Raw genomic sequence first — 20,968 nt, forward strand, 5'->3', positions numbered from 1 at the left:
AAAGAAATAAGTTTGAAAATTTCCTTCAAAAATGGGATTAAGCCGTGAAATCTCCGATTTCTCCGGCTTACCTGGAATCTTCGGAATTTGAGAATGCAGCATGCTATCTGATGTAAAACAGCGTAGCTGCGATGGATAAGATGATCCCATAGTAATAGACCCATTCCTTCTTCCCGAGCACAAGATAAATTAATGCGATGATCCCCGCCACAATGATTACCCCCATGGAGAGTATCGGTGTTTCATAAAGAAGAATACTCATGGTGATGGAGAATACAGCCACCGCGGTAGCCAGAAACGCCGCTTTGAACCACGAAGGAAAGTGCGTCCTTTCCACCAGCACGCCCGCCAGAAGAAATAGGATGCCAAAGCCTCCTCTAAGCATCGACACGAAATTATATTCTCCACGCCCAACCACTCTTTCTATGAGCATGAAGAGGAGAAAATAGAGGGCAAAAGCCAGCACGAGAATCCCCAGTGTAGAAACAGTGACTAGCAGTACACTTCTCAATGGATGTCCGGATTTACTCATGATTTTCACTTCCTGCTTAATGTATTTTAATCAACATAAACCAGAGAAACATGATCCGTCAAACCGGACCTGACACAAACACAAGCTGTCCCTTTTCTTTCATTATACTACTGGAAATCAGAAAAACACCCTCTAGATCATGTCCTAAATATGAATTATTTTCGCACCGAAAGGCATGAGACTGAGCTTTGCCATCTTGAAATTCTGAAGACCAAAGGGAATTCCGATGATGGTCATGCAGAAAAACAGACCGATGAGCACATTGGCTACAGCCAGTTCGATACCACCAACGACAATCCAGATGATATTGATCAGCAGCGAGCCCGCCCCCATGGAGGAATAGGATACATCCTTCCCGAAGGGAAACAGCTGCAGACTGGCCATTTTGAAACACTGCACACCCACCGGGATACCGATGATGGTGATGGACCATAAAAGCCCGAAGAAAAACCATAGCAGGGCTGGTATGAAACCGCCCAGAAGAAACCAGATGAGGTTACCTAAAATACTCATAATCAATCACTCCTTTCACTTCATTATATCTTCAGGAGATTAACGCCAGATTAATTCCAGGCCATGAGAGAATTTTTCGGTAAAGAAAAGAACCCGATAATTTCTTACCGGATTCTTCAAGTACAATTTAAGCTTTAATTACTTAACTTCTACTGTAGCGCCAACTTCCTGAAGCTTAGCAACCAGTGCATCTGCTTCGTCCTTTGGAACGCCTTCCTTGATTGCCTTAGGAGCTCCGTCAACGATTTCCTTCGCTTCCTTCAGACCAAGACCTGTAGCTTCTCTAACAGCCTTGATAACCTTAATCTTTTCGCCACCTACTTCTGTAAGGATAACGTCAAATTCAGTCTTCTCTTCAGCTGCTGCTGCTTCACCAGCACCGCCAGCTACTGCTACTGGAGCTGCTGCGGATACACCAAACTCCTCTTCGCAAGCCTTTACTAAATCATTTAATTCTAAAACGGTCATTTCCTTGATTGCTGCAATTATTTCTTCTCTTGATACTGCCATTTATAGACACCTCCGTAATTATTTTAATATTATTTTTTTAGGCGATTCGCCTGGGAATGATCCTATGCTTCCTTGCTTTCTGCAACTGCATTAAGCATGTAAACAAGATTGGATAATGGGGACTTGATGCTTCCGAGGAACTTCGCGATAAGTACTTCCTTGCTTGGAATCTTAGCCAGCTGGTTCATTAGATCTGCATCATAAACCTTACCATCTACATAACCACCCTTGATTTCAAGCTTCTTGGAAGCCTTTGCGAAATCAGCGATGAGCTTTGCAGCTGTGGTTTCATCATCGTAACCGAATGCCATGGATACCGGTCCTTCAAGGTACTGTTCCATACCTTCAATTCCTAGTTCCTGAGCGGCTCTTGTCACCATGGTGTTCTTGTAGACTTTGTATTCAACGTTGTTCTTTCTTAAAGTGCTTCTTAATTCTGTGTCCTGTTCAACGTTGATACCCTGATAATTAACTAAAACTAAAGACTTAGCTTTCTGCATTTTTTCTTTAATTTCATTAACCTTTTGCGCCTTGATCTCTTTGTTGTTGTTCACTGTGTGTCCACCTCCTCACAGTTTATGAAACTGCTTATTCAACATAATCAAAAAGGCCTCTCCAAGCGAGGAGAGACCTTAGTTTTAAAAACTATAAAGTACTCGCACCTCGGCAGGACTTACAAGCTTACGCTCACCTGCGGTCTTAGAATGCACAATTCAATTATTTAACTACAAAAGTATAGCATGAGCTCTTGATTAAGTCAACAGATTAATCAATAACCTTTGCAGGATTGATCTTGATTCCAGGTCCCATGGTAGAAGCAACAGTTACTGACTTCAGGTACTGTCCCTTCGCAGCTGCAGGCTTAGCCTTGATCAGCGCTTCCATAAGAGTCTTGAAGTTATCCTTCAGCTTTTCTTCTCCGAAGGACTTCTTTCCGATTGGCACGTGAACGATAGAAGTCTTGTCGACTCTGTATTCAACCTTACCAGCCTTGATGTCTGCAATAGCCTTCGCTACATCAAATGTAACAGTTCCGGACTTTGGATTCGGCATAAGACCCTTTGGTCCGAGCACTCTACCAAGTCTACCTACAACACCCATCATGTCAGGAGTTGCAACTACTACATCAAATTCAAACCAGTTTTCCTTCTGAATCTTATCAAGGTATTCTTCAGCTCCAACATAGTCTGCTCCAGCCTCTTCAGCTTCAGCAACCTTTGCACCCTTAGCGAATACAAGGACTCTCACTGTCTTACCAGTTCCGTGAGGTAGTACTACCGCACCTCTTACCTGCTGGTCAGCATGTCTTGGATCTACACCAAGCTTTACATGCAGTTCAATTGTTTCATCAAACTTAGCCTTTGCAGTCTTCACTGCTAATTCAAGCGCCTCCTGTGATGAGTATAATACACTCTTGTCCACAAGCTTTGCACTTTCTACATAATTCTTACCCATTAATTTGCCTCCTTCGTGGTTTTAACGGTTTTTTGCCTCCCACTTTATTAGGTTGTCTTATTCAACGATAGTAACGCCCATACTTCTTGCAGTACCTTCGATCATTGACATTGCTGTCTCAACAGAAGCTGCATTCAGATCTGGCATCTTTGTTTCAGCGATTTCTCTAACCTGAGCCTTTGTAAGCTGAGCTACTTTAGTTCTGTTAGGTACTCCTGAACCACTTTCAATTCCAGCTGCCTTTTTGATCAGTACCGCTGCTGGTGGTGTCTTCAGGATAAAGCTGAAAGATCTGTCCTGAAATACTGTGATTACAACTGGAATAATGTATCCAGCCTTGTCTGCAGTTCTTGCGTTGAATTCCTTACAGAATCCCATAATGTTCACACCGTGCTGTCCAAGAGCTGGTCCAACTGGTGGTGCTGGTGTCGCCTTTCCTGCAGGAAGTTGTAACTTGATCATTCCTGTAACTTTCTTTGCCATGAGTTTATTCCTCCTATACTGTGGTAGATTGCGGGTATTTTACCCTCCCACTTATTTAAGACCCGAAAGGGTCAATAAACCTAATAAATTTTTTCTATCTGGTTGAAGTCGAGTTCTGCTGGAGTTGCTCTGCCGAACATTTCCACTTCCACCTTGACCTTACGCTTGTCATTGTTGATTTCAACAATGGTAGCCGGGAATCCCATAAATGGTGTAGCGATGATTTTCACGCTTTCACCGATGGACAGATCCACCTGCTCATGAGTTTCTGCAATACCCATGGAACGGACTTCTTCATCTGTCAGCGGTACCGGATTATTGGACTTCGCTCCAACAAATCCTGTGACACCTCTTGTATTTCTTACGATATACCAGGATTCTTCAGTCATAATCATCTTCACCAGAACATATCCGGGAAACTTCTTCTTAAGGACGATCTTCTCCTTATCATCTTTTCGTTCGATGACTTCTTCCATGGGAACTTCAACACCTTGTAATAGATGCTCAAGGTTTCGGTTTTCAATCGCCTTTTCAAGGTTTACCTTGACTTTATTCTCATAACCTGAATAGGTATGAACAACATACCAACGTGCTTTTTCTTCCATACGAAAATAGAGGAGCAGACTAAAACGCTACCCCTTTCCTCCTTACCTTAAAGATTGAATAGAACTTCCGTCAAAAGTCCATTGTAGATAAAATCTGCAATTGCAATCAGAACAATGTAGATCGCAACTATGGCAGATACTACGCCAATAGCTTTCTTGACTTCCTCTTTGGAGGGCCAGGTTATTTTCTTAATTTCATTTTTGATCTCTTTTACAAAACTGACGAGTCCTTTGCTGTTTGAAGCCATGAAAATCACATCCTTAGTCTGTGTTACTTAGTTTCTTTGTGTGTAGTATGCTTTCTGCAGAACTTGCAATACTTGTTCATTTCCAGTCTTTCTGGATTGTTCTTCTTGTTTTTCATTGAATCGTAGTTTCTCTGCTTACACTCTGTGCATGCTAAAGTCATTCTTACTCTCACTTTGAGCACCTCCGTACTTTATAGTTTTTTGTTTACATCATAAATAACCCCATTGCGCAGGGTATTACTAAATTACTTTATCATATGACCCCTATCCTGTCAAATAAAAAACGCGTTTTTTTTTGAAACTCTTGAAAAAACAGTGGTCTATATAATGCGTAATTTACCGATAAAAAAGGACTGGCAAACCAGTCCTCTTATATTGCTTGAATTACTCGTTGATTGTTGTTACAACGCCTGAACCTACGGTTCTTCCGCCTTCTCTGATCGCGAATCTCAGACCTTCGTCCATAGCGATTGGTGTGATCAGTTCAACATTCATGTCGATATGGTCTCCAGGCATTACCATTTCCATTCCATCTGGAAGCTTGATGTTTCCTGTTACGTCCGTTGTTCTGAAGTAGAACTGTGGTCTGTAACCATCAAAGAATGGTGTATGTCTTCCGCCTTCTTCCTTCTTCAGCACGTATACCTGTCCTACGAACTTGGTATGTGGCTTTACGGATCCTGGCTTAGCTAGAACCTGTCCTCTTTCGATTTCAGATCTCTGGATTCCTCTCAGAAGTGCTCCGATGTTGTCTCCAGCCTGCGCTGAATCAAGAAGCTTTCTGAACATCTCTACTCCTGTACATACTACCTTTCTGGATTCTTCCTGCAGGCCTACGATTTCTACTTCGTCTCCTACCTTCAGTACTCCAGTCTCCACTCTTCCTGTTGCTACGGTTCCTCTTCCTGTGATGGTGAATACGTCCTCTACAGGCATCAGGAATGCTTTGTCGGTCTGTCTCTCTGGTGTTGGGATGTAGCTGTCGATGGCTGCCATCAGTTCCATGATTGGCTTGATCTTCTCTGGATCGGTTGGGTTATCCAGTGCTTCCAGTGCGGAACCTGCGATAACTGGTGTATCATCTCCTGGGAAATCATACTCGTTCAGAAGCTCTCTTACTTCCATTTCCACCAGCTCAAGTAGTTCTGGGTCATCCACCATGTCTGCCTTGTTCAGGAAGACTACGATGTAGTTAACTCCTACTCTTGATGCAAGAAGGATATGTTCTCTTGTCTGTGGCATTGGACCATCTGCTGCGGATACAACAAGAATTGCTCCATCCATCTGTGCTGCTCCGGTGATCATGTTCTTGACATAGTCAGCATGTCCTGGGCAGTCTACGTGAGCATAGTGTCTGTTTTCAGTCTCATACTCTACGTGGGAAGTATTGATGGTAATACCTCTTTCCTTCTCTTCTGGTGCTTTGTCGATCTGGTCGTACTTTGTTGCTGTAGCTCCACCTGTCTGTGATAACACAGTTGTGATTGCTGCTGTCAGCGTGGTCTTACCATGGTCAACGTGTCCGATGGTTCCGATGTTGACGTGTGGCTTATTTCTCTCGAATTTTGCTTTTGCCATTACTTTCTCCTCCTTAAATAACTAAACATTACATATTCTATTATAATATTTTTTTACTTAGATGACTAGTCCCTACAACGGAGCCTGGTGTTCCGAAGCTATAAGGGATAAATGGAGCCCATAAGCGGATTCGAACCGCTGACCTCCACCTTACCAAGGTGACGCTCTACCACCTGAGCTATATGGGCATTAATCTCACCTCATCAAGTTTACTAAAAACCCAATACGATGTCAATAGCTAAGTTGAAAACTTATGAAGTCTTATGATGAAGCACTCTCCAGGTTTCGAGACAGTTTCTTCCTGATTCTTTGAATCGCATTGTCTATGGCCTTTTCTTCCTTGTTCAGCACGTTCGCGATTTTAAGATAACTGACGCCCTGAAGATAAAGCCGAAGTACTCTATACTCAAAGTCTGAAAGCGAATTTCTGATTTCTTTGCTGATTTCTTCTGTCTTCTCTCCATCTATATACAGAGATTCCGGATCATCTGTCTTGCTTGTCACCAGCATGTCCTGATAGCTCTTGTTCGTGTCTTCCACGTATACGGGTTTATTCAGAGACACATAGGTGTTCAGCGGGATATGCTTCTGCCGGGATGCCGCCTTCAGTGCAGTCATGATCTGTCTTGTGACACAGATATCCATGAACGTCTTGAAGCTGGCCTGTCTGCCGTCACTGAAGTCCTTGATGGCTTCATAAAGGCCGATGAGCCCTTCCTGCATGATATCCTCCACTTCTCCACCTACCAGAAAATAGGCGCGGGATTTATTTCGCACATAAGGAAGATACTTGGCCGTTATGAATTCAGAGGCGCTCTTGTCTCCATTCTGTGCAAGACGAACGATCTCTTCATCACTCAAAGCTTTGTATTTCTGCTCTTCTCTGGTCAAAATTCTCTCCTCCTTACAGATGGCGCAAAAGATTTTGAATAGTTCTAAATTACTAAAATTATCAATCAAAAATGGCTAAAAGTCAAGCTTTCAGCCATTTCTACGCAATTTTTCCAGTTTTTCCTTTGATTCTTCATCCATATGGTCGTAAAGCTTCAAGGATTGGGTATCAGAGAGCTTTCTGGTCTTTTCTGTGATACTCTTTTCTGCTTCTTTGAAAGACTGCCTGAATTCGAGAGAACTCATTCTCTGAGCACCCCGTCCGAAAATGATCTGCTGCTCCAGATTATCTGAAGTGACCACAAGGACCTCCACTTTTCTTCCAACCTGGTCCACAGAACGCTCAATATAATCATCCGCCGTCTCTTTGTCCTTGGTGTAGACAATCTCCACCGAGAATCTCTTTTCAATGTGCTGACTGTTCCCCGATACCCTATGTGCATCGAAGACCACCGTCACTTCGGCATCATAGAAACTGGCATAGCTGATCATATACTCGATCAGCTTGTCTCTCGCTGACCCCAGGTCCAGCTCCTTCAGCTCCGCCCAGGAATTGATCACATTATATCCGTCAATAAATACCTTCTTCATATTAAAAATGGGGACGAAAGTCCCCACTCCCCCATCATCATTTCTTGCCAGCGATTCTGGTCTTCATTACTTCATACATAAGGATTCCCGCTGCTACAGAAGCATTCAGAGAATTGACTTTACCGACCATAGGTATACTTACAATTCCATCACACTTTTCTCTCACCAGACGAGAAATACCTTTGCCTTCATTTCCGATGACAAGACCTACGCCTCCCTCGAAATTGGTATTGTAGCTCTTGGAATCACCTTCCATATCCGCTCCGTAGACAAAGATGCCCGCATCTTTCAGCTCATCGATGACCCTGGCTAGATTGGTGACCTTCGCGATAGCCATGTGATTGACCGCACCTGCTGAAGTCTTGAATACAGTGGTATTCACACCGATGCTTCTTCTTTTCGGAATGATCACGCCATGCACTCCTGACAGTTCAGCTGTTCGGATGATAGAACCCAGATTGTGAGGGTCCTGAATTTCATCCAGTATGAGCACAAAAGGCTTCTCTTCACGATCTTCGGCGATCTTCAGGATATCCGCCACTTCCACATAGCGATAAGGGGTGATATAAGCCACAACGCCCTGGTGGTTCGGTGTATTGGAGATCTCGTCTAGTTTCCTGCGATCCACTTCAATCACAGGGATTCCTTTTTCTTTGGCGATGGACATCACTTTTATGATGGATCCCTTGGTGTCTCCCTTGGAGACCAGAATCTTCTCTACGGTGATTTTGCTTTCGAAGGCTTCCAGAACAGGATTTCTTCCTTCAATGATGTTTTCATTGATTTCCTTCTCCTCGATGACTTCCTTCGCCTTTTTGATGGCCCTTTCTTTTCTCTTCTGTCTTTCCGCTTCCTTCTGGAAATCCAGCTCTACTTTTCTCTTATTCTCTCTCTTCGCCATTTTTTTCTCCTTCTTCCACGATTTTAAAAGAAAGATCAATGATCTCTCCTAATCTTTTGTCTTTTCCAATGAGGTATAAATAGCCCACCAGGGCTTCGAAGCCGCTGGCTCTTCTGTAATCAAGAAGATCCGCATTCTTCGGCACCGTATGGGATTTGGTATTGCGTCCTCTTCTATAGATGTATAACTCATCTTCATGAAGACTTTCCTCAATACCGCTGACGATTCTGCTCTGACTGGATGCCTTCACATAGGAGACAGCCTTGATGTGCAGATCCTTCGGCAGCATATTGGGATAGGCAAGAATCAGCCTTTCCCGCACATGATTCTCATAGACACTGTCTCCGATGAATGCCAGCGATAAGGGATTGTAGTTTCTTGCACCATTTTCACTGATTGGTCTGATATTTTCCATATTTACTCCAGTAAACTAAATTTGTTTTCATTATATCCTTCTTTAGACACAAATGACATAGCAAACTGCTTTCACACGCACAAATGATAGAAAAAAGGATCTGATAAAGAATCAGACCCCTTGTGATGCCTATTATTTTGAGTAGTACTCAACGATCAACTGTTCATTGATTTCGATTGGCAGCTCTTCTCTCTGTGGCTCTCTTACGAGTGTAGCCTTGAAGTTTTCTACATCCTTTTCGATGTATCCTAGTGGTGATGCGGAAAGGTTGTTGAAGTTGTCAACAAACATTTCTGTCTTTCTTGACTTTTCTCTTAGCTCGATTACGTCTCCGATTTCAAGACCATAGGAAGGAATATCGATCTTCTTTCCATTCACTAAGAAATGTCCATGATTAACCATCTGTCTTGCCTGTCTGATAGATGAAGCAAAGCCCATTCTGTATACCATGTTATCCAGTCTTTTCTCAAGCAGATTCAGAAGCATTGGACCTGTCTGTTCCTTGCTCTTCATTGCCTTATCAACGTATCTTACGAACTGCTTCTCCAGTACGCCATAGTAAGTTCTAAGTCTCTGCTTTTCAAGCAGCTGAACACCATATTCGGAAAGCTTCTTGTCCGCTCTGGATGTTCCTCTCTTTGATCTGTTCATTGCCTTAGGATGTCCTACTACGTTCAGTCCTAGTCTTCTAGCAGTCTTAAAACGTGGTCCCATCATTTTTGCCATTTGTGTTTACCTCCAAAAATTTAAATACTTTGCCGCGGTATTTTGTATCTTTTGGATATGCCATAAATTATTGTAACTTCTTTATCTCTAAAAGTCAAAGGAAATTTCCACTAATTTTACTGGAACCCAAAGGATTATCCTTTCTTTCTCTGAATTAATCCGCTCCTGATGCACCGCCGCTTTTCAGCATTTCCTCAAAGCCTTCGGTCAGAATGATTTCATTGTCGTAGGTCACCCACAGGGCATGGGCTCCTTCAATCTGACTAAGCATCTCTTTTCCCTCTTCTAATGAGGAAAGGAACAGGGTGGTGGACATAAAGTCCGCAAGACCGGAATCCTCCATGACAACCGTCACCGCTTTGAAGTAGGTTCCTGGCATCAGGGTCTCCGCATCTATAAGATGATGGTACTTCACGCCATCCACATAGTAGTATCTCTGATAGTCTCCTGATGTGACCACTGCGATATTGGTGCTGAAGACGGTGTCCAGACTGTCCATATCCGTGAAGATGGATTCATCCGGATTCTGAATGCCGATTCCCCACCTCTCTCTCACTCCATCCAGCGGTTTGTCCATCGCTTTGACATTCCCGCCGGCACTGATGATGATGGAAGTGAATCCTCTTTCTCTCATATGGTCGGCCACTCTTTCCGTCGCATAGCCTTTTGCAACGGCACCTACATCTATACTCATTTCAGGATCTTCCAGAAACACTGTATTCTTCTCGTCATCCACAATGATCTTATTGATATCCGTATGCTCGTTCTTCTCCTCTAAAAGGTCCATAGGCGGGAGCTTTGCATCATCCGGGAAATCCATCCCCTCTTCTCTGTAATCGCTCCAGACCCTAAGCACAGCGCCCATGGCGATGTTCGCTTTCCCGTTGGTCTTTTCATACCACTCTTTGGAAAACAGGATCAGATCGATGATTTCCTGATCCACTACCACCGGCTCGATTCCGGCATTGTCGTTTATGGTCTTAATGTTATTGATACCTTCATAGGTATGATAGATGTCAAACAGTTCATGGTATCGCTTGAATTCGGATTTGATGACATCGAATTCCTCATTGAACTCCTCTTCCGAATCCGCATAGCCTATGATTCTCGTTACCGTATCAAAGTACTCGAAGAAATCCTTCCGGAAATTCTCCTTCGCTTCTTCCTTCGGCGCAGCCTGACAGCCAGTCATAACCAGAAGAATCAGAAGCAGTGGTGCTATTATTTTATAAATCTTTCTCATTTTGCCTCCTAGAAACAGATCGATTCATCCCTATTTACATAAAAAATTATATCATAGGACAGAGTAATTGATTGGTAATATTCCTTAATATTTCATTATATTACATCTCGATCAGGGAAATGCCTGATACAAAAAGCTCCTCCATTTCTGGAGGAGCCTCATCAGTTTAAATTATCTAGCGTTAGCTGCTGCTTCTTCGAATGCAGCCATGTAGCCTTCAACCTTGATTGTTACTGTTGAAGTAAGATCTTCTTCAGCAGGAACGCCTTCTGCGATTTCCATACCTGTTACTTCATCAGCTGTCTTGCCCTTCATCCATTCAGCAAGAGCAAGAGCCTGCTCGAACCATTCGCTTCCGATTCCGGATGCTTTCTTCATGCCATACTCGTCTCCAAGCTCAACCTTGGACTTTACTGCTGCTGCTTTGTCGTTTGTCACAACACCGTCAGCATCGTAAGCAACCTTGGTCTGAGCAACGTCGATTACTGAACCTGCAACTGTTCCATCAGCCTTAAGAGCTGTAGCAACTACAGTTGTGTCAACCTGAGCAACTGCTCCGTTTTCACCTTCAGCAGACTTGGACTTCGCTGTTGATACTACAGCACCAAGACCAACCTTTTCTGCGCCTTCAACTTCGATAGCGGAGTTGTAAGCTTTTTCTAAAGCATCGATGTATCCCTGAACCTTGATTGTAACTGTGCTCTTAAGGTCTTCTTCGTCTGGAACTGTTTCAACCAGCTTCATTCCCTTAACTTCTTCTACAGTCTTGCCAATCATCCATTCTTCGAATGATGCGATCTGTTCATGCCATTCCTTACCGATTCCTGAAGCACCCTTCATACCGTACTCGTCTCCAAGTTCGATCTTGGTTCTTCCAGCAACGGAAGTATCAGATGTCAGCTGCATTTCGCCGTCAAATCCTACTTTATCCTGTGCTGTATCGATTGTCACGCTTACGATCTTACCGTCAGCGTCAAATCCTGCAGCAACCATAACTGTGTCAACCTGTCCTGTAGCAGCACCTTCAGCAAGATCCTTTGACTTTGCGATAGATGTAACAAGTCCAAGACCAAGCTTTGTGATGGAACCTTCTTCTGCAGCTGGTTCTTCAGCTGGTTCTTCTTCAGCTGGTTCCTCTGCTGGCTCTTCAACTGGTGTTTCAGCTGGTGTTTCAGCTGGTTCCTCGTTTGCTGCACATCCTGCTAATACAGAAAATGCCAGTACTGATGATAAAACTAATGATAGTATTTTTTTCATGTTTCCCTGTCCCTCCATGAGTTTTTATATTTTGTATTAACTACTATTACATTCTAATACATTGTTAATCATCAGACAATACCTTTGAAAAAACTTATTACATTAACAATTATTTCACATTTAACACAACGATTACACACAAAGTCCATGGTAAAATATGAAATTCATCAATAGATTACCCAAATCAGTATGGTAAAATCAAATTATTGTACTATTCTGATACAGAAAGCCACCATTTTCATTTGAAAAAGAGGAAAACGTCAGATAATGATAATTTTATCACCATCTGACGTTTATAACGATTCTATGAATTTTTACGGCTCCATCTCACCCCGTTCGGTGTATCTTCCAGGATGATCCCTTCCGCCGTCAGATCGTCTCTGATCTTGTCCGCCAATGCAAAATCACGATTCTTCCTTGCCTGGTTTCTCTTCTCGATGAGATTTTCAATATCTTCATCTAGGGTTCCACCTAACGGATGCTGCATGATTCCGAGGGGTGAACCCATTTCCACAAGCAGATCCAGCGTGAACTGCACCAGCTCCTTGGATGTTTTTTCGTTAATCCTGCTGTTCACATCTCGAATCAGTTCGAAAATCACAGAAATCCCATCGGCTGTATTGAAATCATCATCCATTTTTTCGATGAAACGCTTCTTATACTGAAGAAGCTCTTCTTTTATAAGAAGTTCCCCCTGATCCATGTGCTCTTTCTCATTGTTGAGATAGCCATGGAGCCTGTTTAACGCATTGTACATTCTCTCAAGACTCGCCTTTGCCGCATCCAGCACTTCGATGGTGAAGTTGATCTGGGTTCTGTAATGTCCGGAAATCATGAACAGACGAACCACTTCCTGATCATACTTCTCGAGAATTTCCCGAGCTGTAAAGAAATTGTTGAGAGATTTACTCATTTTCTTATTGTCCACGTTGATGAATGCGCCATGGAGCCAGTACTTCGCAAAGGTCTTTCCGGAGCGGCCTTCACTCTGGGCGATTTCATTTTCATGGTGGGGAAAGACAAGATCCGTCCCGCCAGCATGAATATCAATGGTTTCTCCCAGAAGATTCAGCGCCATGCAGGAACATTCAATGTGCCAACCTGGTCTTCCATTGCCCCAAGGACTTTTCCAGGAAGGCTCAAAGGGTTTGGCCTTCTTCCATAGGGCGAAGTCCATAGGATCTCTCTTACGGTCGTCCACTTCCACTCTGGAACCGGACTGCAGGTCTTCCAGGTTCTGGCCCGAAAGCTTGCCATAGCCCGCAAAGGTCTTCGTGGAATAATAGACATCTCCATCCACTTCATAGGCATATCCCTTTTCAATGAGCTCTTCTATGAACTGAATCATTTCCGTGATGTATTCCGTCGCTCTGGGGTTCACTGTAGCTCTCTTGATATTGAGTTTATCCGCATCCAGGTAATACTCCATGATGTATCGATCGCCCAGTTCCTTCACCGTCGTATCTGTATCCTGAGCCTTCTTGATCATCTTGTCATCGATATCCGTGAAGTTCTGAACGAACTTGACTTCATATCCTCTGTATTCCAGATATCTTCTGATGGTATCAAAGATGATGAAGGTTCTTGCATTCCCGATGTGGAACAGATTATAGACTGTAGGTCCGCAGACATACATGCTCACTTTCCCTTCTTCAATGGGGATGAATTCCTCTTTTCTTCTGGTTAAAGTATTATAAACCTTCATAACCTTCCTCCTGTCTATATTGCATCGCTTTTTTTCTTATTCTATCACTTTAGACATGATGATTTCCACTAGTTTATTCTGATCCGCCTTTATAACCTTACCATATCGATCTTTCACATCAAATGCACCGTCTTTTCCGATAATGACCCTTTTACCGATGCCAAGAAGATCATACTCACTGAATTTGCTGCCCATGCGGTCTTTTCTGTCATCAAAGAGAATCCGGAGTCCTGCAGATAAAAGCATCTTGTAAAGCGCTTCTCCGATACGGATGGCATCCTCCTTTCTCGGATCCACCAAAGCCACCACTGCATCGAAGCATGAAATTTCATCTGAGAGATCAAGTCCGATCTCATCCATGGACATTTCTGCAACAGCAAGCAGGATACGGTCCACATTCAGATATCCGATATTTAAAGGATGATAGAAGAATCCGCCTTCCCGTGCCTGCACTCTGATTTTTTCAGGCTGCCTTCTCATTTCACCGAGAAGCCACCCCTTGGAACTATTCAAACGCCTTGATACAGAATGGAAATCCCCTGAAAAATCACGTCCGTATCGAACGCCTTTTAAGTGATAGTCCGTTTTGTTCGCGCCTGCGATATAGGCTTTTTCTTTGCGTATTTCTTCATCCACCAGAATCTGATCCACTTTGAGATTCTTTGGTCCGGCAAACCCCACCTCCGCACCAGTCACTTCCACCACCTGACTTGAAGGGAGTACCTTAAGCGCATCTTCTTTGAGCCCCAGAATCCTGGTTACTCTGGCCATATCGATTTCCTTGTGCCCTTCCAGAATGACTGCATAGTTTTTTCTCCCATCCGTCAGAAGCATAGTCTTCAGTATATCGGAGGGATTCACTTCTAGAAAAGCACACAGGTCATGAATGGTTCTGACCCCAGGCGTCTCCACCATACTCAGCTCCTCTGTAGCTCTTTCGCCCTTAGCTTCAGTCCTGCCTTTATTATCAGACGGATCCGCTCCACTGTATTCATCCTGCCCTGTAGCGGAAGGATAGTAATACCCCATGTGATCCTCCACTGCCTCTATACCCAGTTTATGGAGTATCAGAACCATCAGTTCATTCACACCATCTTCTTCCCCCAGCACCGAGAACGCCATGATATTTTGGGTATTCCCCCTCCATGAGGACTCGTAATACTCATTACGAAATGTTATCTGTTCCTTCATATAGAGTTTCAGGGGAATGTCCTTGTAGGATCCGACATAGGAATCATTAAAGGAATGGACAGCCTCTTCCAGTTCCTGAAGGCTATCTACTCCCGTAAACCCGATCTGAGAAAAAGAACGCTTCTCCAGAAGCTCCATAATCACTTTCTCAATTCGGTTTTTCAGAAGTAGCCCAACTGTCGTATAAACCGTCCTCCCATTGATCTTCTTCATAAAACCTGCTCTCTGCATGTAGTAATCAATCCTTCCCTCATTAGGATTCTGATCACTTTTCATGGTTCGTAGCAGCAGTTCTTCTATTCTCATCTCTTACCTCGCTTATGTTCATTTCTTCTATTGAACAAAATCGCTTCGCGATAGTTCTTTGACTTAATCTTATACCAACGCCTCCTGTTATTAAAGAGGCTTATTTTTTCACGCAAAAATATGGCTGTTGTTTTGACCACGATCATCATTCTTTCCTAATTGATTATAACGAATAGACGGAGTTTTTGTACATCATCCCCCAAAAGGAAAAAGGATGCGAAATCGCATCCTTTAAGTAGTTGTTATATTTTATAGGAATGTTGAAAGAATAAATCCACCTATGATACCACCAAGGATACCAGCAAGGATTGTGCTTCCGTTGATCTTCTTTCCTGCAAAGACGTCAGCAAGGAATAAACCTGTACCAGCTGCCCATGCCATATCAACCCAGGCTGTACCTGACTGATAGATCATTCCAAGACCATGATTCATCGCCCACATGGTACCAACGATAAATGCAGCTGCCATCCAGCCCCCTATTGGACCAAAAGCTTCAACCATTCTGCCCCACATAGTCGCAATCAGGAATGGAAATAAAAATCCGCCTACAATTGTTGAAATTATCTGACCTAGTTCCATTATTTGTACCTCCTATCCTTACTTCGCTTCTATTTTGTTGAAAGCATTAATTGCTAAAGCAGCTAATGCAGCGCCTACAGTCAATAATCCGATGGTTGGTAGAGAACTAACTAATCTTCCGAAATCAAATCCGTTTCCACCTACACCAAATACATCTCTCATGATACCAACCCAAGCAATACCCCATGCCATATCAACAAACGCATGGTCCCCAGGATTGTCGATTACACCAATGTAATGGTTCATGAACCACATTGGTCCGATGATCGCTAGAGCTGCGAACCAGCCACCGATGTTTCCATAAGCTCCTGCCCAGTCGCCCCATATGCTCATAACGAACATACCAGCAATGGCAAAACCTACTGTACTTCTTACAAATTTCATAGTATATCTCCTCTCTTTTTGTGTTTTTCAGTTGATCAACAACTAAAATTTGTTTTGCTTTGTCAGTTTTACCTCATCAAGAACTGAATTCACATCATCACTGACCATAGACTGTACGCCAGCTACAAAAGCACCTTCAACGATGGGAGCATCTACAAGAATACATTTCGCTTTCAGATCTTCATCAACTAGATCCAATGCAATTTCTGAACTCATTATAGAACTTCCTATGTCTGTAAATATCAATATATTATTGCATCCTGAAAGTTCATTGATAGCTTCAACGATTTTATCCGCACTTGTACCCAGTCTTCCGTCTGTAGTACCCCCTGCTGAAACGATTGGGACTGCGTCCTTCGTCATTTCCACAACAAGGTCTTTGATTCCATCAGTAATTTTTTCACTGTGGGACACCAGTATCAAACCTATCATGAATTTCATCTCCTTATCGTCTTCGGTCTTCATAACCTTCATTCATTCCATTGTCAGTTTCCTGCTTCATCATTTCCTGACTTTATCTATGAACATCTCTATGCTGAAGATCCAGCATAGAGATGTATAGATTCAGTTTGTTGAGAGTCTTATTTGTTTTCCCAGTCCATGGATCTCTTAACAGCTTTTTCCCATCCAGCATACAGAGCATCTCTGTCTTCTGACTTCATTTCTGGTTTGTATTCGCCGTCGATGGCCCATTTTGTCTTGACTTCATCTTCATTAGCCCAGAATCCAACTGCAAGTCCTGCAAGATATGCAGCACCAAGAGCTGTTGTTTCAGCAATCACCGGTCTTAGAACGGTTCTGTCAAGGATGTCAGCCTGGAACTGCATCAGGAAGTTATTCGCAGATGCTCCGCCGTCAACCTTCAGATTCTGAAGTTCGATTCCTGCATCCTTTTCCATAGCAACCAGAACGTCCTTTGTCTGATAAGCGATGGATTCAAGAGCTGCTCTGATGATATGATATCTGTTTGCTCCTCTTGTCAGTCCAAGGATTGCTCCTCTGGCATACTGATCCCAGTGTGGTGCGCCTAGTCCAACGAATGCTGGAACTACGTATACACCTGCGTTGTCCTTAACCTTGGTTGCGAAGTATTCGGAATCCTTTGAATCGTAGATCAGTTTCAGTTCATCTCTGATCCACTGAACAACTGCTCCACCTACGAAGATGGAACCTTCAAGCGCATACTGTACCTTGTCATGGGATGTAGCTGCGATTGTGGTTACAAGTCCGTTTTCGGAAAGCTTCATTTCCTCACCGATGTTAACCAGTAAGAAACATCCTGTTCCATATGTGTTCTTTGCTTCACCAGGTGTGAAACATGTCTGTCCATAAAGGGCAGCCTGCTGGTCACCAGCAATACCTGATATTGGAATCATGACACCATTGATATTGGTTTCGCCATAAACTTCAGAAGATTTCTTGACTTCTGGAAGCATGGATCTTGGAATATTCAGCTCCTGTAGAAGCTTTTCATCCCATTCCAGTTTCTTGATGTTGTAGATCATTGTTCTTGAAGCGTTTGTGTAGTCTGTCGCATGCACTTTACCTTCGGTAAGCTTCCAAAGCAGCCATGTATCAACTGTTCCGAAAAGCAGTTCTCCAGCTTCAGCTTTTTCTCTAGCGCCTTCAACATTGTCCAGAATCCACTTGATCTTTGTCCCGGAGAAGTAAGCATCAATCTGCAGACCAGTATTTTCTCTTACATAATCTCCAAGACCTTTCTCTTTCAGAGCATCACAGATGTTGGATGTTCTTCTACACTGCCACACGATGGCGTTATAGACTGGTTCGCCTGTGTTCTTATCCCAAACGACAGTTGTTTCTCTCTGGTTTGTGATACCGATGGCAGCAACTTCATCAGCTCTGACACCTGAACGAGCCATAGCTTCATTCAGAACACCATACTGTGATGACCAGATTTCTCTTGGATCATGTTCAACCCAACCCTGCTTAGGATAAATCTGAGTGAACTCCTTCTGAGCAACACCTACGATGTTCTGCTCTTTGTCAAAAATGATGGTTCTGGAACTGGTTGTTCCTTGGTCAAGTGCGATAACGTACTTTTTCATTTTGTACCCCCCTGGTAATTATTTGTATATAAAAAGCCACAAACTTAATAAGCTTGTAGCTTTCTCTATCACTCTACTACAAATTCCACAAACTTTTACTAGTTGTTGAAATTGCTGTTGCTCCCGAATGGAGAGCGGAATATGCGTCATCTTTGTCGATTATCAGTCCTCCAGCAATCACTGGTGTTCTTGTCAGCAAAGAAATCTTTTTAATGATTTTGGGGATGACCCCCGGTAGAACTTCAAAGGCATCTGCATAAGTGTATTCCATATGCTTCTTCGCTTTTTCCAAAGCCATGGAATCTAATACAAAAAATCTTTGAACCGTCAAAAGACCCAATTCATTTGCAGCCTTAATGACATTAGATTTTGTAGAAATAACACCATCAGCTTCAGTATAATCCTTAACATATTTTGCAGCGATTTCTTTATTCTCAAGACCTTCTATGAGATCCAGATGTACAAAGACAAGTTTTCCACAATTTTTAGCTTTTTTAATTATACTTGGCAAGTTGACTATATCTCCAAAAAGAATGAAAACAATTCTGATTTGTGATCTGCAGGCTTCATCCAGACCAGGCCCATCTTTTGCAGCCGCTATTATTGGATACTGTTTAAGCATCTGTAATAAATCACTCCGCATAAGCTCTCCTAACCTTCAAAACACTCGTTTCTCACATATTCAATCTGTTTTGTAATCCTTTACGAATATTTTAACATTAAAATACGTGCAAGTCGAATAGAATTTTTATATAAACGTTAACATTTTATGAATAACTTAACAATTGGGCTTCCGTATTACCATACTTGCATTCTCGAAACAACTGAACGCCAAAGGAGTACACGCTATACGTCCGTATAACATGCACTCCTTTTACTAGTTATTATTTAACATTGCTATATCATTTTCTGGATAAAATCTGTTCCGCCAGCAGCAGATCCTCTTCAGTGGTGATCTTGATGTTGGCATATTCACCTTCGTAGAGATAGACAGGACCGAAGCTCTCCTCATACACCATGGTGTCGTCGGTGACCATTCTCCTCTGTTTGAGGATCTCATCATGCCCCTTCAGAATCTCCTTCGTACGGAAACACTGCGGCGTCTGAATCATTAAATACCTGTTTCTGTCCAGCGTACCTGAGGAGAACCCTTTATCATCCATCCCTTTGATGGTGTCTTTCGGATGCACACCGCAGGCGGCGGCCCCATATTCCAAAGCATGTCTGATTCCCATTCTGATGGTTTCTGCTGAAACCAGAGGTCTGACCCCATCGTGAATAACCACGACGGAATCTTCATCCAGGTCGCTCGCTTTCAGAAGACCGTTTCGAACCGAATCCTGCCGTTCTTTGCCTGCAGGGACCAGCACCAGCGGTTTTTCTGGTTTATAACCGAGTTCCCGAAAATAGGAGAAATACTGCTCAGGAAGAACCAGCACTAGATGATCGATCTCATCGACGGCATCAAAAGCCATCAGCGTTCTGATCAGCACCGGTACGCCAGCAAGCTCCAGAAACTGTTTCGGGATGGCACTGCCCATCCGGACTCCTTTTCCCCCTGAAACAATCAGTGCAATGACCATGCTAATCCACCCTAGGCTTGGCAAAAATCATTCTGCCAGCTGCCGTCTGGAGCACAGAAGTCACGATGACGAAAATCGTATCTCCAACAAATTTCTTGCCGTCTTCCACTACAATCATCGTACCATCATCCAGGTATCCGATTCCCTGGTTCTGTTCTTTTCCGACTTTCGATATCAGAAGATGCATTTCTTCCCCTGGAAGGAGCATCGGTTTCACGGCGTTGGCCATTTCATTGATGTTCAGCACAGGGACTCTCTGAAACTCTGCAACCTTATTGAGATTATAGTCATTTGTCACGACCTTACCACCCAGCACTGTAGCCAGTTTCAGAAGCTTGGAATCCACTTCGGAAATCTCAGGAAAATCCTTTTCCCAGATTTCCACTTCGATATCCAGTTCGTTCTGGATCTTGTTCAGGATATCCAGCCCTCTTCTGCCTCGGTTTCTCTTCAGTGAGTCAGAGGAATCCGCAATATGACGAAGCTCTTCCAGCACGAAAAAGGGAATCACAAGCTTTCCTTCCACGAAACCGGTCTTGCAGATATCATAGATTCTTCCATCAATGATCACAGAAGTATCAAGAACCTTCGGTGTACCATTATAGACTGCCTTCTCCACTTCTTTCTCAGGCTTTTCCTTGGTCGCATGGCTTCGCCCTCTGAGACCATGGAAAAACCCCATCATCTCGTCTTTCTTCTTGATGGCCACATTGGCTCCGAGCATTGCTGCCAGAAGATTGATCAGCACGGTCAGAAGCCCTCCAACCCCAGGCCACATATCAGCCAGAGGTCTGGCCAGGAAGAAAGTGATCACCAGGAAGATGAGCGCACCTCCTGCACCAAAAAGAATCTCTGTCACGGACATACCGGAAAGGTTCTTTTCAATGATTTTATTGATCGAAATGAGCAGATTGTAAATTTTAGATGATAACAGAAAAAATATAAGTCCAAAAATAATTATGCTTACCACTATAAGACCTATGGTGAATGGCAACCCTTGCGCAAATGCGAGATCGTCCAGGTAAGGAGTGGAAAGGATTCCCTGTGCCACAAAATAACCTGTAAGCGCACCTACTACAGCAACTATTCCTCTTACGATATTTCTAATCAACATCTACACCTCCTTTATAACTTTTTAATTCGTTTATATTTTGTACTCGAATGATACTATCATTATAGCTATTTATTCTTAACTTTAACAGA

26 protein-coding genes, 1 tRNA gene and 1 other annotated feature are annotated in these 20,968 nt (G+C 43.2%); all 27 genes read right to left on the reverse strand.

Annotation, left to right across the window (positions count from 1 at the left end; translation table 11 throughout):
- Positions 1-103: 103 nt before the first annotated feature.
- Entirely contained in the window at positions 104-532 is a 429-nt protein-coding gene (locus J3A84_RS07100; protein WP_207599314.1) for a hypothetical protein, read from the reverse strand.
- A 144-nt stretch (positions 533-676) separates the two neighbouring features.
- A complete protein-coding gene (locus J3A84_RS07105; protein ID WP_207599315.1) occupies positions 677-1,045 on the reverse strand; it encodes a YccF domain-containing protein in 369 nt (122 codons plus the stop codon).
- Positions 1,046-1,183: 138 nt separating this feature from the next.
- Positions 1,184-1,555 (reverse strand): 50S ribosomal protein L7/L12, encoded by a 372-nt coding sequence (gene rplL / locus J3A84_RS07110; protein WP_207599316.1) that lies wholly within the window; start codon positions 1,553-1,555, stop codon positions 1,184-1,186.
- A 62-nt stretch (positions 1,556-1,617) separates the two neighbouring features.
- Positions 1,618-2,109, reverse strand: a complete 492-nt coding sequence (gene rplJ / locus J3A84_RS07115; protein ID WP_207599317.1) for a 50S ribosomal protein L10 — start codon at positions 2,107-2,109, stop codon at positions 1,618-1,620.
- A gap of 39 nt (positions 2,110-2,148) precedes the next feature.
- Positions 2,149-2,277 (reverse strand) — a sequence feature (ribosomal protein L10 leader region).
- Between the two features lie 43 nt (positions 2,278-2,320).
- Positions 2,321-3,010 (reverse strand): 50S ribosomal protein L1, encoded by a 690-nt coding sequence (gene rplA / locus J3A84_RS07120; RefSeq protein ID WP_207599318.1) that lies wholly within the window; start codon positions 3,008-3,010, stop codon positions 2,321-2,323.
- A 57-nt stretch (positions 3,011-3,067) separates the two neighbouring features.
- A complete protein-coding gene (rplK, locus tag J3A84_RS07125; RefSeq protein ID WP_207599319.1) occupies positions 3,068-3,493 on the reverse strand; it encodes a 50S ribosomal protein L11 in 426 nt (141 codons plus the stop codon).
- An 80-nt stretch (positions 3,494-3,573) separates the two neighbouring features.
- Positions 3,574-4,098 carry a transcription termination/antitermination protein NusG gene (gene nusG, locus J3A84_RS07130; protein ID WP_207599320.1) on the reverse strand — a complete coding sequence of 175 codons (525 nt, stop codon included), beginning with the start codon at positions 4,096-4,098 and terminating at the stop codon, positions 3,574-3,576.
- Between the two features lie 47 nt (positions 4,099-4,145).
- Entirely contained in the window at positions 4,146-4,346 is a 201-nt protein-coding gene (gene secE, locus J3A84_RS07135) for a preprotein translocase subunit SecE (RefSeq protein WP_207599321.1), read from the reverse strand.
- A 23-nt stretch (positions 4,347-4,369) separates the two neighbouring features.
- The gene (rpmG, locus tag J3A84_RS07140; RefSeq protein WP_207599322.1) at positions 4,370-4,519 is read right to left on the reverse strand and encodes a 50S ribosomal protein L33; all 150 of its coding nucleotides are present in this window, start codon (positions 4,517-4,519) and stop codon (positions 4,370-4,372) included.
- Positions 4,520-4,730: 211 nt separating this feature from the next.
- The gene (gene tuf, locus J3A84_RS07145) at positions 4,731-5,924 is read right to left on the reverse strand and encodes an elongation factor Tu (protein ID WP_207599308.1); all 1,194 of its coding nucleotides are present in this window, start codon (positions 5,922-5,924) and stop codon (positions 4,731-4,733) included.
- 112 nt (positions 5,925-6,036) lie between these two features.
- A tRNA-Thr gene (locus tag J3A84_RS07150) sits at positions 6,037-6,112 on the reverse strand.
- A 73-nt stretch (positions 6,113-6,185) separates the two neighbouring features.
- Positions 6,186-6,815, reverse strand: coding sequence for an RNA polymerase sporulation sigma factor SigH (sigH, locus tag J3A84_RS07155; RefSeq protein WP_242694058.1), 630 nt, complete (start codon positions 6,813-6,815; stop codon positions 6,186-6,188).
- A 90-nt stretch (positions 6,816-6,905) separates the two neighbouring features.
- Positions 6,906-7,433, reverse strand: a complete 528-nt coding sequence (locus tag J3A84_RS07160) for an NYN domain-containing protein (protein WP_342590947.1) — start codon at positions 7,431-7,433, stop codon at positions 6,906-6,908.
- 10 nt (positions 7,434-7,443) lie between these two features.
- Positions 7,444-8,307, reverse strand: a complete 864-nt coding sequence (gene rlmB, locus J3A84_RS07165) for a 23S rRNA (guanosine(2251)-2'-O)-methyltransferase RlmB (RefSeq protein WP_207599323.1) — start codon at positions 8,305-8,307, stop codon at positions 7,444-7,446.
- Entirely contained in the window at positions 8,288-8,722 is a 435-nt protein-coding gene (locus J3A84_RS07170) for a Mini-ribonuclease 3 (protein ID WP_207599324.1), read from the reverse strand. Before J3A84_RS07170 ends, rlmB begins: the two co-directional genes overlap by 20 nt.
- Before the next feature lie 132 nt (positions 8,723-8,854).
- The gene (gene rpsD, locus J3A84_RS07175; protein WP_207599325.1) at positions 8,855-9,448 is read right to left on the reverse strand and encodes a 30S ribosomal protein S4; all 594 of its coding nucleotides are present in this window, start codon (positions 9,446-9,448) and stop codon (positions 8,855-8,857) included.
- Positions 9,449-9,602: 154 nt separating this feature from the next.
- Positions 9,603-10,691, reverse strand: coding sequence for an FAD:protein FMN transferase (locus tag J3A84_RS07180; RefSeq protein ID WP_207599326.1), 1,089 nt, complete (start codon positions 10,689-10,691; stop codon positions 9,603-9,605).
- 171 nt (positions 10,692-10,862) lie between these two features.
- A complete protein-coding gene (locus J3A84_RS07185) occupies positions 10,863-11,948 on the reverse strand; it encodes a hypothetical protein (RefSeq protein WP_207599327.1) in 1,086 nt (361 codons plus the stop codon).
- A 304-nt stretch (positions 11,949-12,252) separates the two neighbouring features.
- A complete protein-coding gene (gene cysS / locus J3A84_RS07190) occupies positions 12,253-13,653 on the reverse strand; it encodes a cysteine--tRNA ligase (protein ID WP_207599328.1) in 1,401 nt (466 codons plus the stop codon).
- Between the two features lie 36 nt (positions 13,654-13,689).
- Positions 13,690-15,150 carry a YbaK/EbsC family protein gene (locus tag J3A84_RS07195; RefSeq protein WP_207599329.1) on the reverse strand — a complete coding sequence of 487 codons (1,461 nt, stop codon included), beginning with the start codon at positions 15,148-15,150 and terminating at the stop codon, positions 13,690-13,692.
- Positions 15,151-15,399: 249 nt separating this feature from the next.
- Entirely contained in the window at positions 15,400-15,729 is a 330-nt protein-coding gene (locus tag J3A84_RS07200; protein WP_207599330.1) for a Lin0368 family putative glycerol transporter subunit, read from the reverse strand.
- Between the two features lie 18 nt (positions 15,730-15,747).
- The gene (locus J3A84_RS07205; protein WP_207599331.1) at positions 15,748-16,113 is read right to left on the reverse strand and encodes a Lin0368 family putative glycerol transporter subunit; all 366 of its coding nucleotides are present in this window, start codon (positions 16,111-16,113) and stop codon (positions 15,748-15,750) included.
- Positions 16,114-16,155: 42 nt separating this feature from the next.
- Complete coding sequence (gene dhaM / locus J3A84_RS07210; RefSeq protein WP_242694059.1) at positions 16,156-16,578, reverse strand: dihydroxyacetone kinase phosphoryl donor subunit DhaM; 423 nt, start codon at positions 16,576-16,578, stop codon at positions 16,156-16,158.
- 116 nt (positions 16,579-16,694) lie between these two features.
- Positions 16,695-18,182, reverse strand: coding sequence for a glycerol kinase GlpK (gene glpK / locus J3A84_RS07215; protein ID WP_207599332.1), 1,488 nt, complete (start codon positions 18,180-18,182; stop codon positions 16,695-16,697).
- A 76-nt stretch (positions 18,183-18,258) separates the two neighbouring features.
- A complete protein-coding gene (locus J3A84_RS07220; RefSeq protein WP_242694060.1) occupies positions 18,259-18,804 on the reverse strand; it encodes a glycerol-3-phosphate responsive antiterminator in 546 nt (181 codons plus the stop codon).
- A gap of 280 nt (positions 18,805-19,084) precedes the next feature.
- Positions 19,085-19,765, reverse strand: coding sequence for a 2-C-methyl-D-erythritol 4-phosphate cytidylyltransferase (gene ispD, locus J3A84_RS07225; protein ID WP_207599334.1), 681 nt, complete (start codon positions 19,763-19,765; stop codon positions 19,085-19,087).
- A gap of 1 nt (position 19,766) precedes the next feature.
- On the reverse strand, positions 19,767-20,876 hold the full coding sequence (locus J3A84_RS07230; protein ID WP_207599363.1) for a PIN/TRAM domain-containing protein: 1,110 nt from the start codon (positions 20,874-20,876) through the stop codon (positions 19,767-19,769).
- Positions 20,877-20,968: the final 92 nt, after the last annotated feature.

The sequence above is a fragment of the Proteiniclasticum aestuarii genome (assembly GCF_017368455.1).
In the GTDB taxonomy this organism is placed as follows: Bacteria; Bacillota; Clostridia; order Clostridiales; family Clostridiaceae; genus Proteiniclasticum; species Proteiniclasticum aestuarii.

Bases quoted from the DNA above. Each gene is read 5' to 3' on its own strand.
- J3A84_RS07170 (WP_207599324.1), bottom strand. From the start codon at position 8,722: ATGGAAAATATCAGACCAATCAGTGAAAATGGTGCAAGAAACTACAAT.
- secE (WP_207599321.1), bottom strand. From the start codon at position 4,346: ATGGCTTCAAACAGCAAAGGACTCGTCAGTTTTGTAAAAGAGATCAAA.
- cysS (WP_207599328.1), bottom strand. From the start codon at position 13,653: ATGAAGGTTTATAATACTTTAACCAGAAGAAAAGAGGAATTCATCCCC.
- tuf (WP_207599308.1), bottom strand. From the start codon at position 5,924: ATGGCAAAAGCAAAATTCGAGAGAAATAAGCCACACGTCAACATCGGA.
- J3A84_RS07180 (WP_207599326.1), bottom strand. From the start codon at position 10,691: ATGAGAAAGATTTATAAAATAATAGCACCACTGCTTCTGATTCTTCTG.
- dhaM (WP_242694059.1), bottom strand. From the start codon at position 16,578: ATGAAGACCGAAGACGATAAGGAGATGAAATTCATGATAGGTTTGATA.
- J3A84_RS07185 (WP_207599327.1), bottom strand. From the start codon at position 11,948: ATGAAAAAAATACTATCATTAGTTTTATCATCAGTACTGGCATTTTCT.
- ispD (WP_207599334.1), bottom strand. From the start codon at position 19,765: ATGGTCATTGCACTGATTGTTTCAGGGGGAAAAGGAGTCCGGATGGGC.
- J3A84_RS07100 (WP_207599314.1), bottom strand. From the start codon at position 532: ATGAGTAAATCCGGACATCCATTGAGAAGTGTACTGCTAGTCACTGTT.
- rplK (WP_207599319.1), bottom strand. From the start codon at position 3,493: ATGGCAAAGAAAGTTACAGGAATGATCAAGTTACAACTTCCTGCAGGA.
- rplA (WP_207599318.1), bottom strand. From the start codon at position 3,010: ATGGGTAAGAATTATGTAGAAAGTGCAAAGCTTGTGGACAAGAGTGTA.
- glpK (WP_207599332.1), bottom strand. From the start codon at position 18,182: ATGAAAAAGTACGTTATCGCACTTGACCAAGGAACAACCAGTTCCAGA.
- J3A84_RS07200 (WP_207599330.1), bottom strand. From the start codon at position 15,729: ATGGAACTAGGTCAGATAATTTCAACAATTGTAGGCGGATTTTTATTT.
- rpsD (WP_207599325.1), bottom strand. From the start codon at position 9,448: ATGGCAAAAATGATGGGACCACGTTTTAAGACTGCTAGAAGACTAGGA.
- rplL (WP_207599316.1), bottom strand. From the start codon at position 1,555: ATGGCAGTATCAAGAGAAGAAATAATTGCAGCAATCAAGGAAATGACC.
- J3A84_RS07220 (WP_242694060.1), bottom strand. From the start codon at position 18,804: ATGCTTAAACAGTATCCAATAATAGCGGCTGCAAAAGATGGGCCTGGT.
- J3A84_RS07105 (WP_207599315.1), bottom strand. From the start codon at position 1,045: ATGAGTATTTTAGGTAACCTCATCTGGTTTCTTCTGGGCGGTTTCATA.
- J3A84_RS07205 (WP_207599331.1), bottom strand. From the start codon at position 16,113: ATGAAATTTGTAAGAAGTACAGTAGGTTTTGCCATTGCTGGTATGTTC.
- nusG (WP_207599320.1), bottom strand. From the start codon at position 4,098: ATGGAAGAAAAAGCACGTTGGTATGTTGTTCATACCTATTCAGGTTAT.
- J3A84_RS07195 (WP_207599329.1), bottom strand. From the start codon at position 15,150: ATGAGAATAGAAGAACTGCTGCTACGAACCATGAAAAGTGATCAGAAT.
- rlmB (WP_207599323.1), bottom strand. From the start codon at position 8,307: ATGGCGAAGAGAGAGAATAAGAGAAAAGTAGAGCTGGATTTCCAGAAG.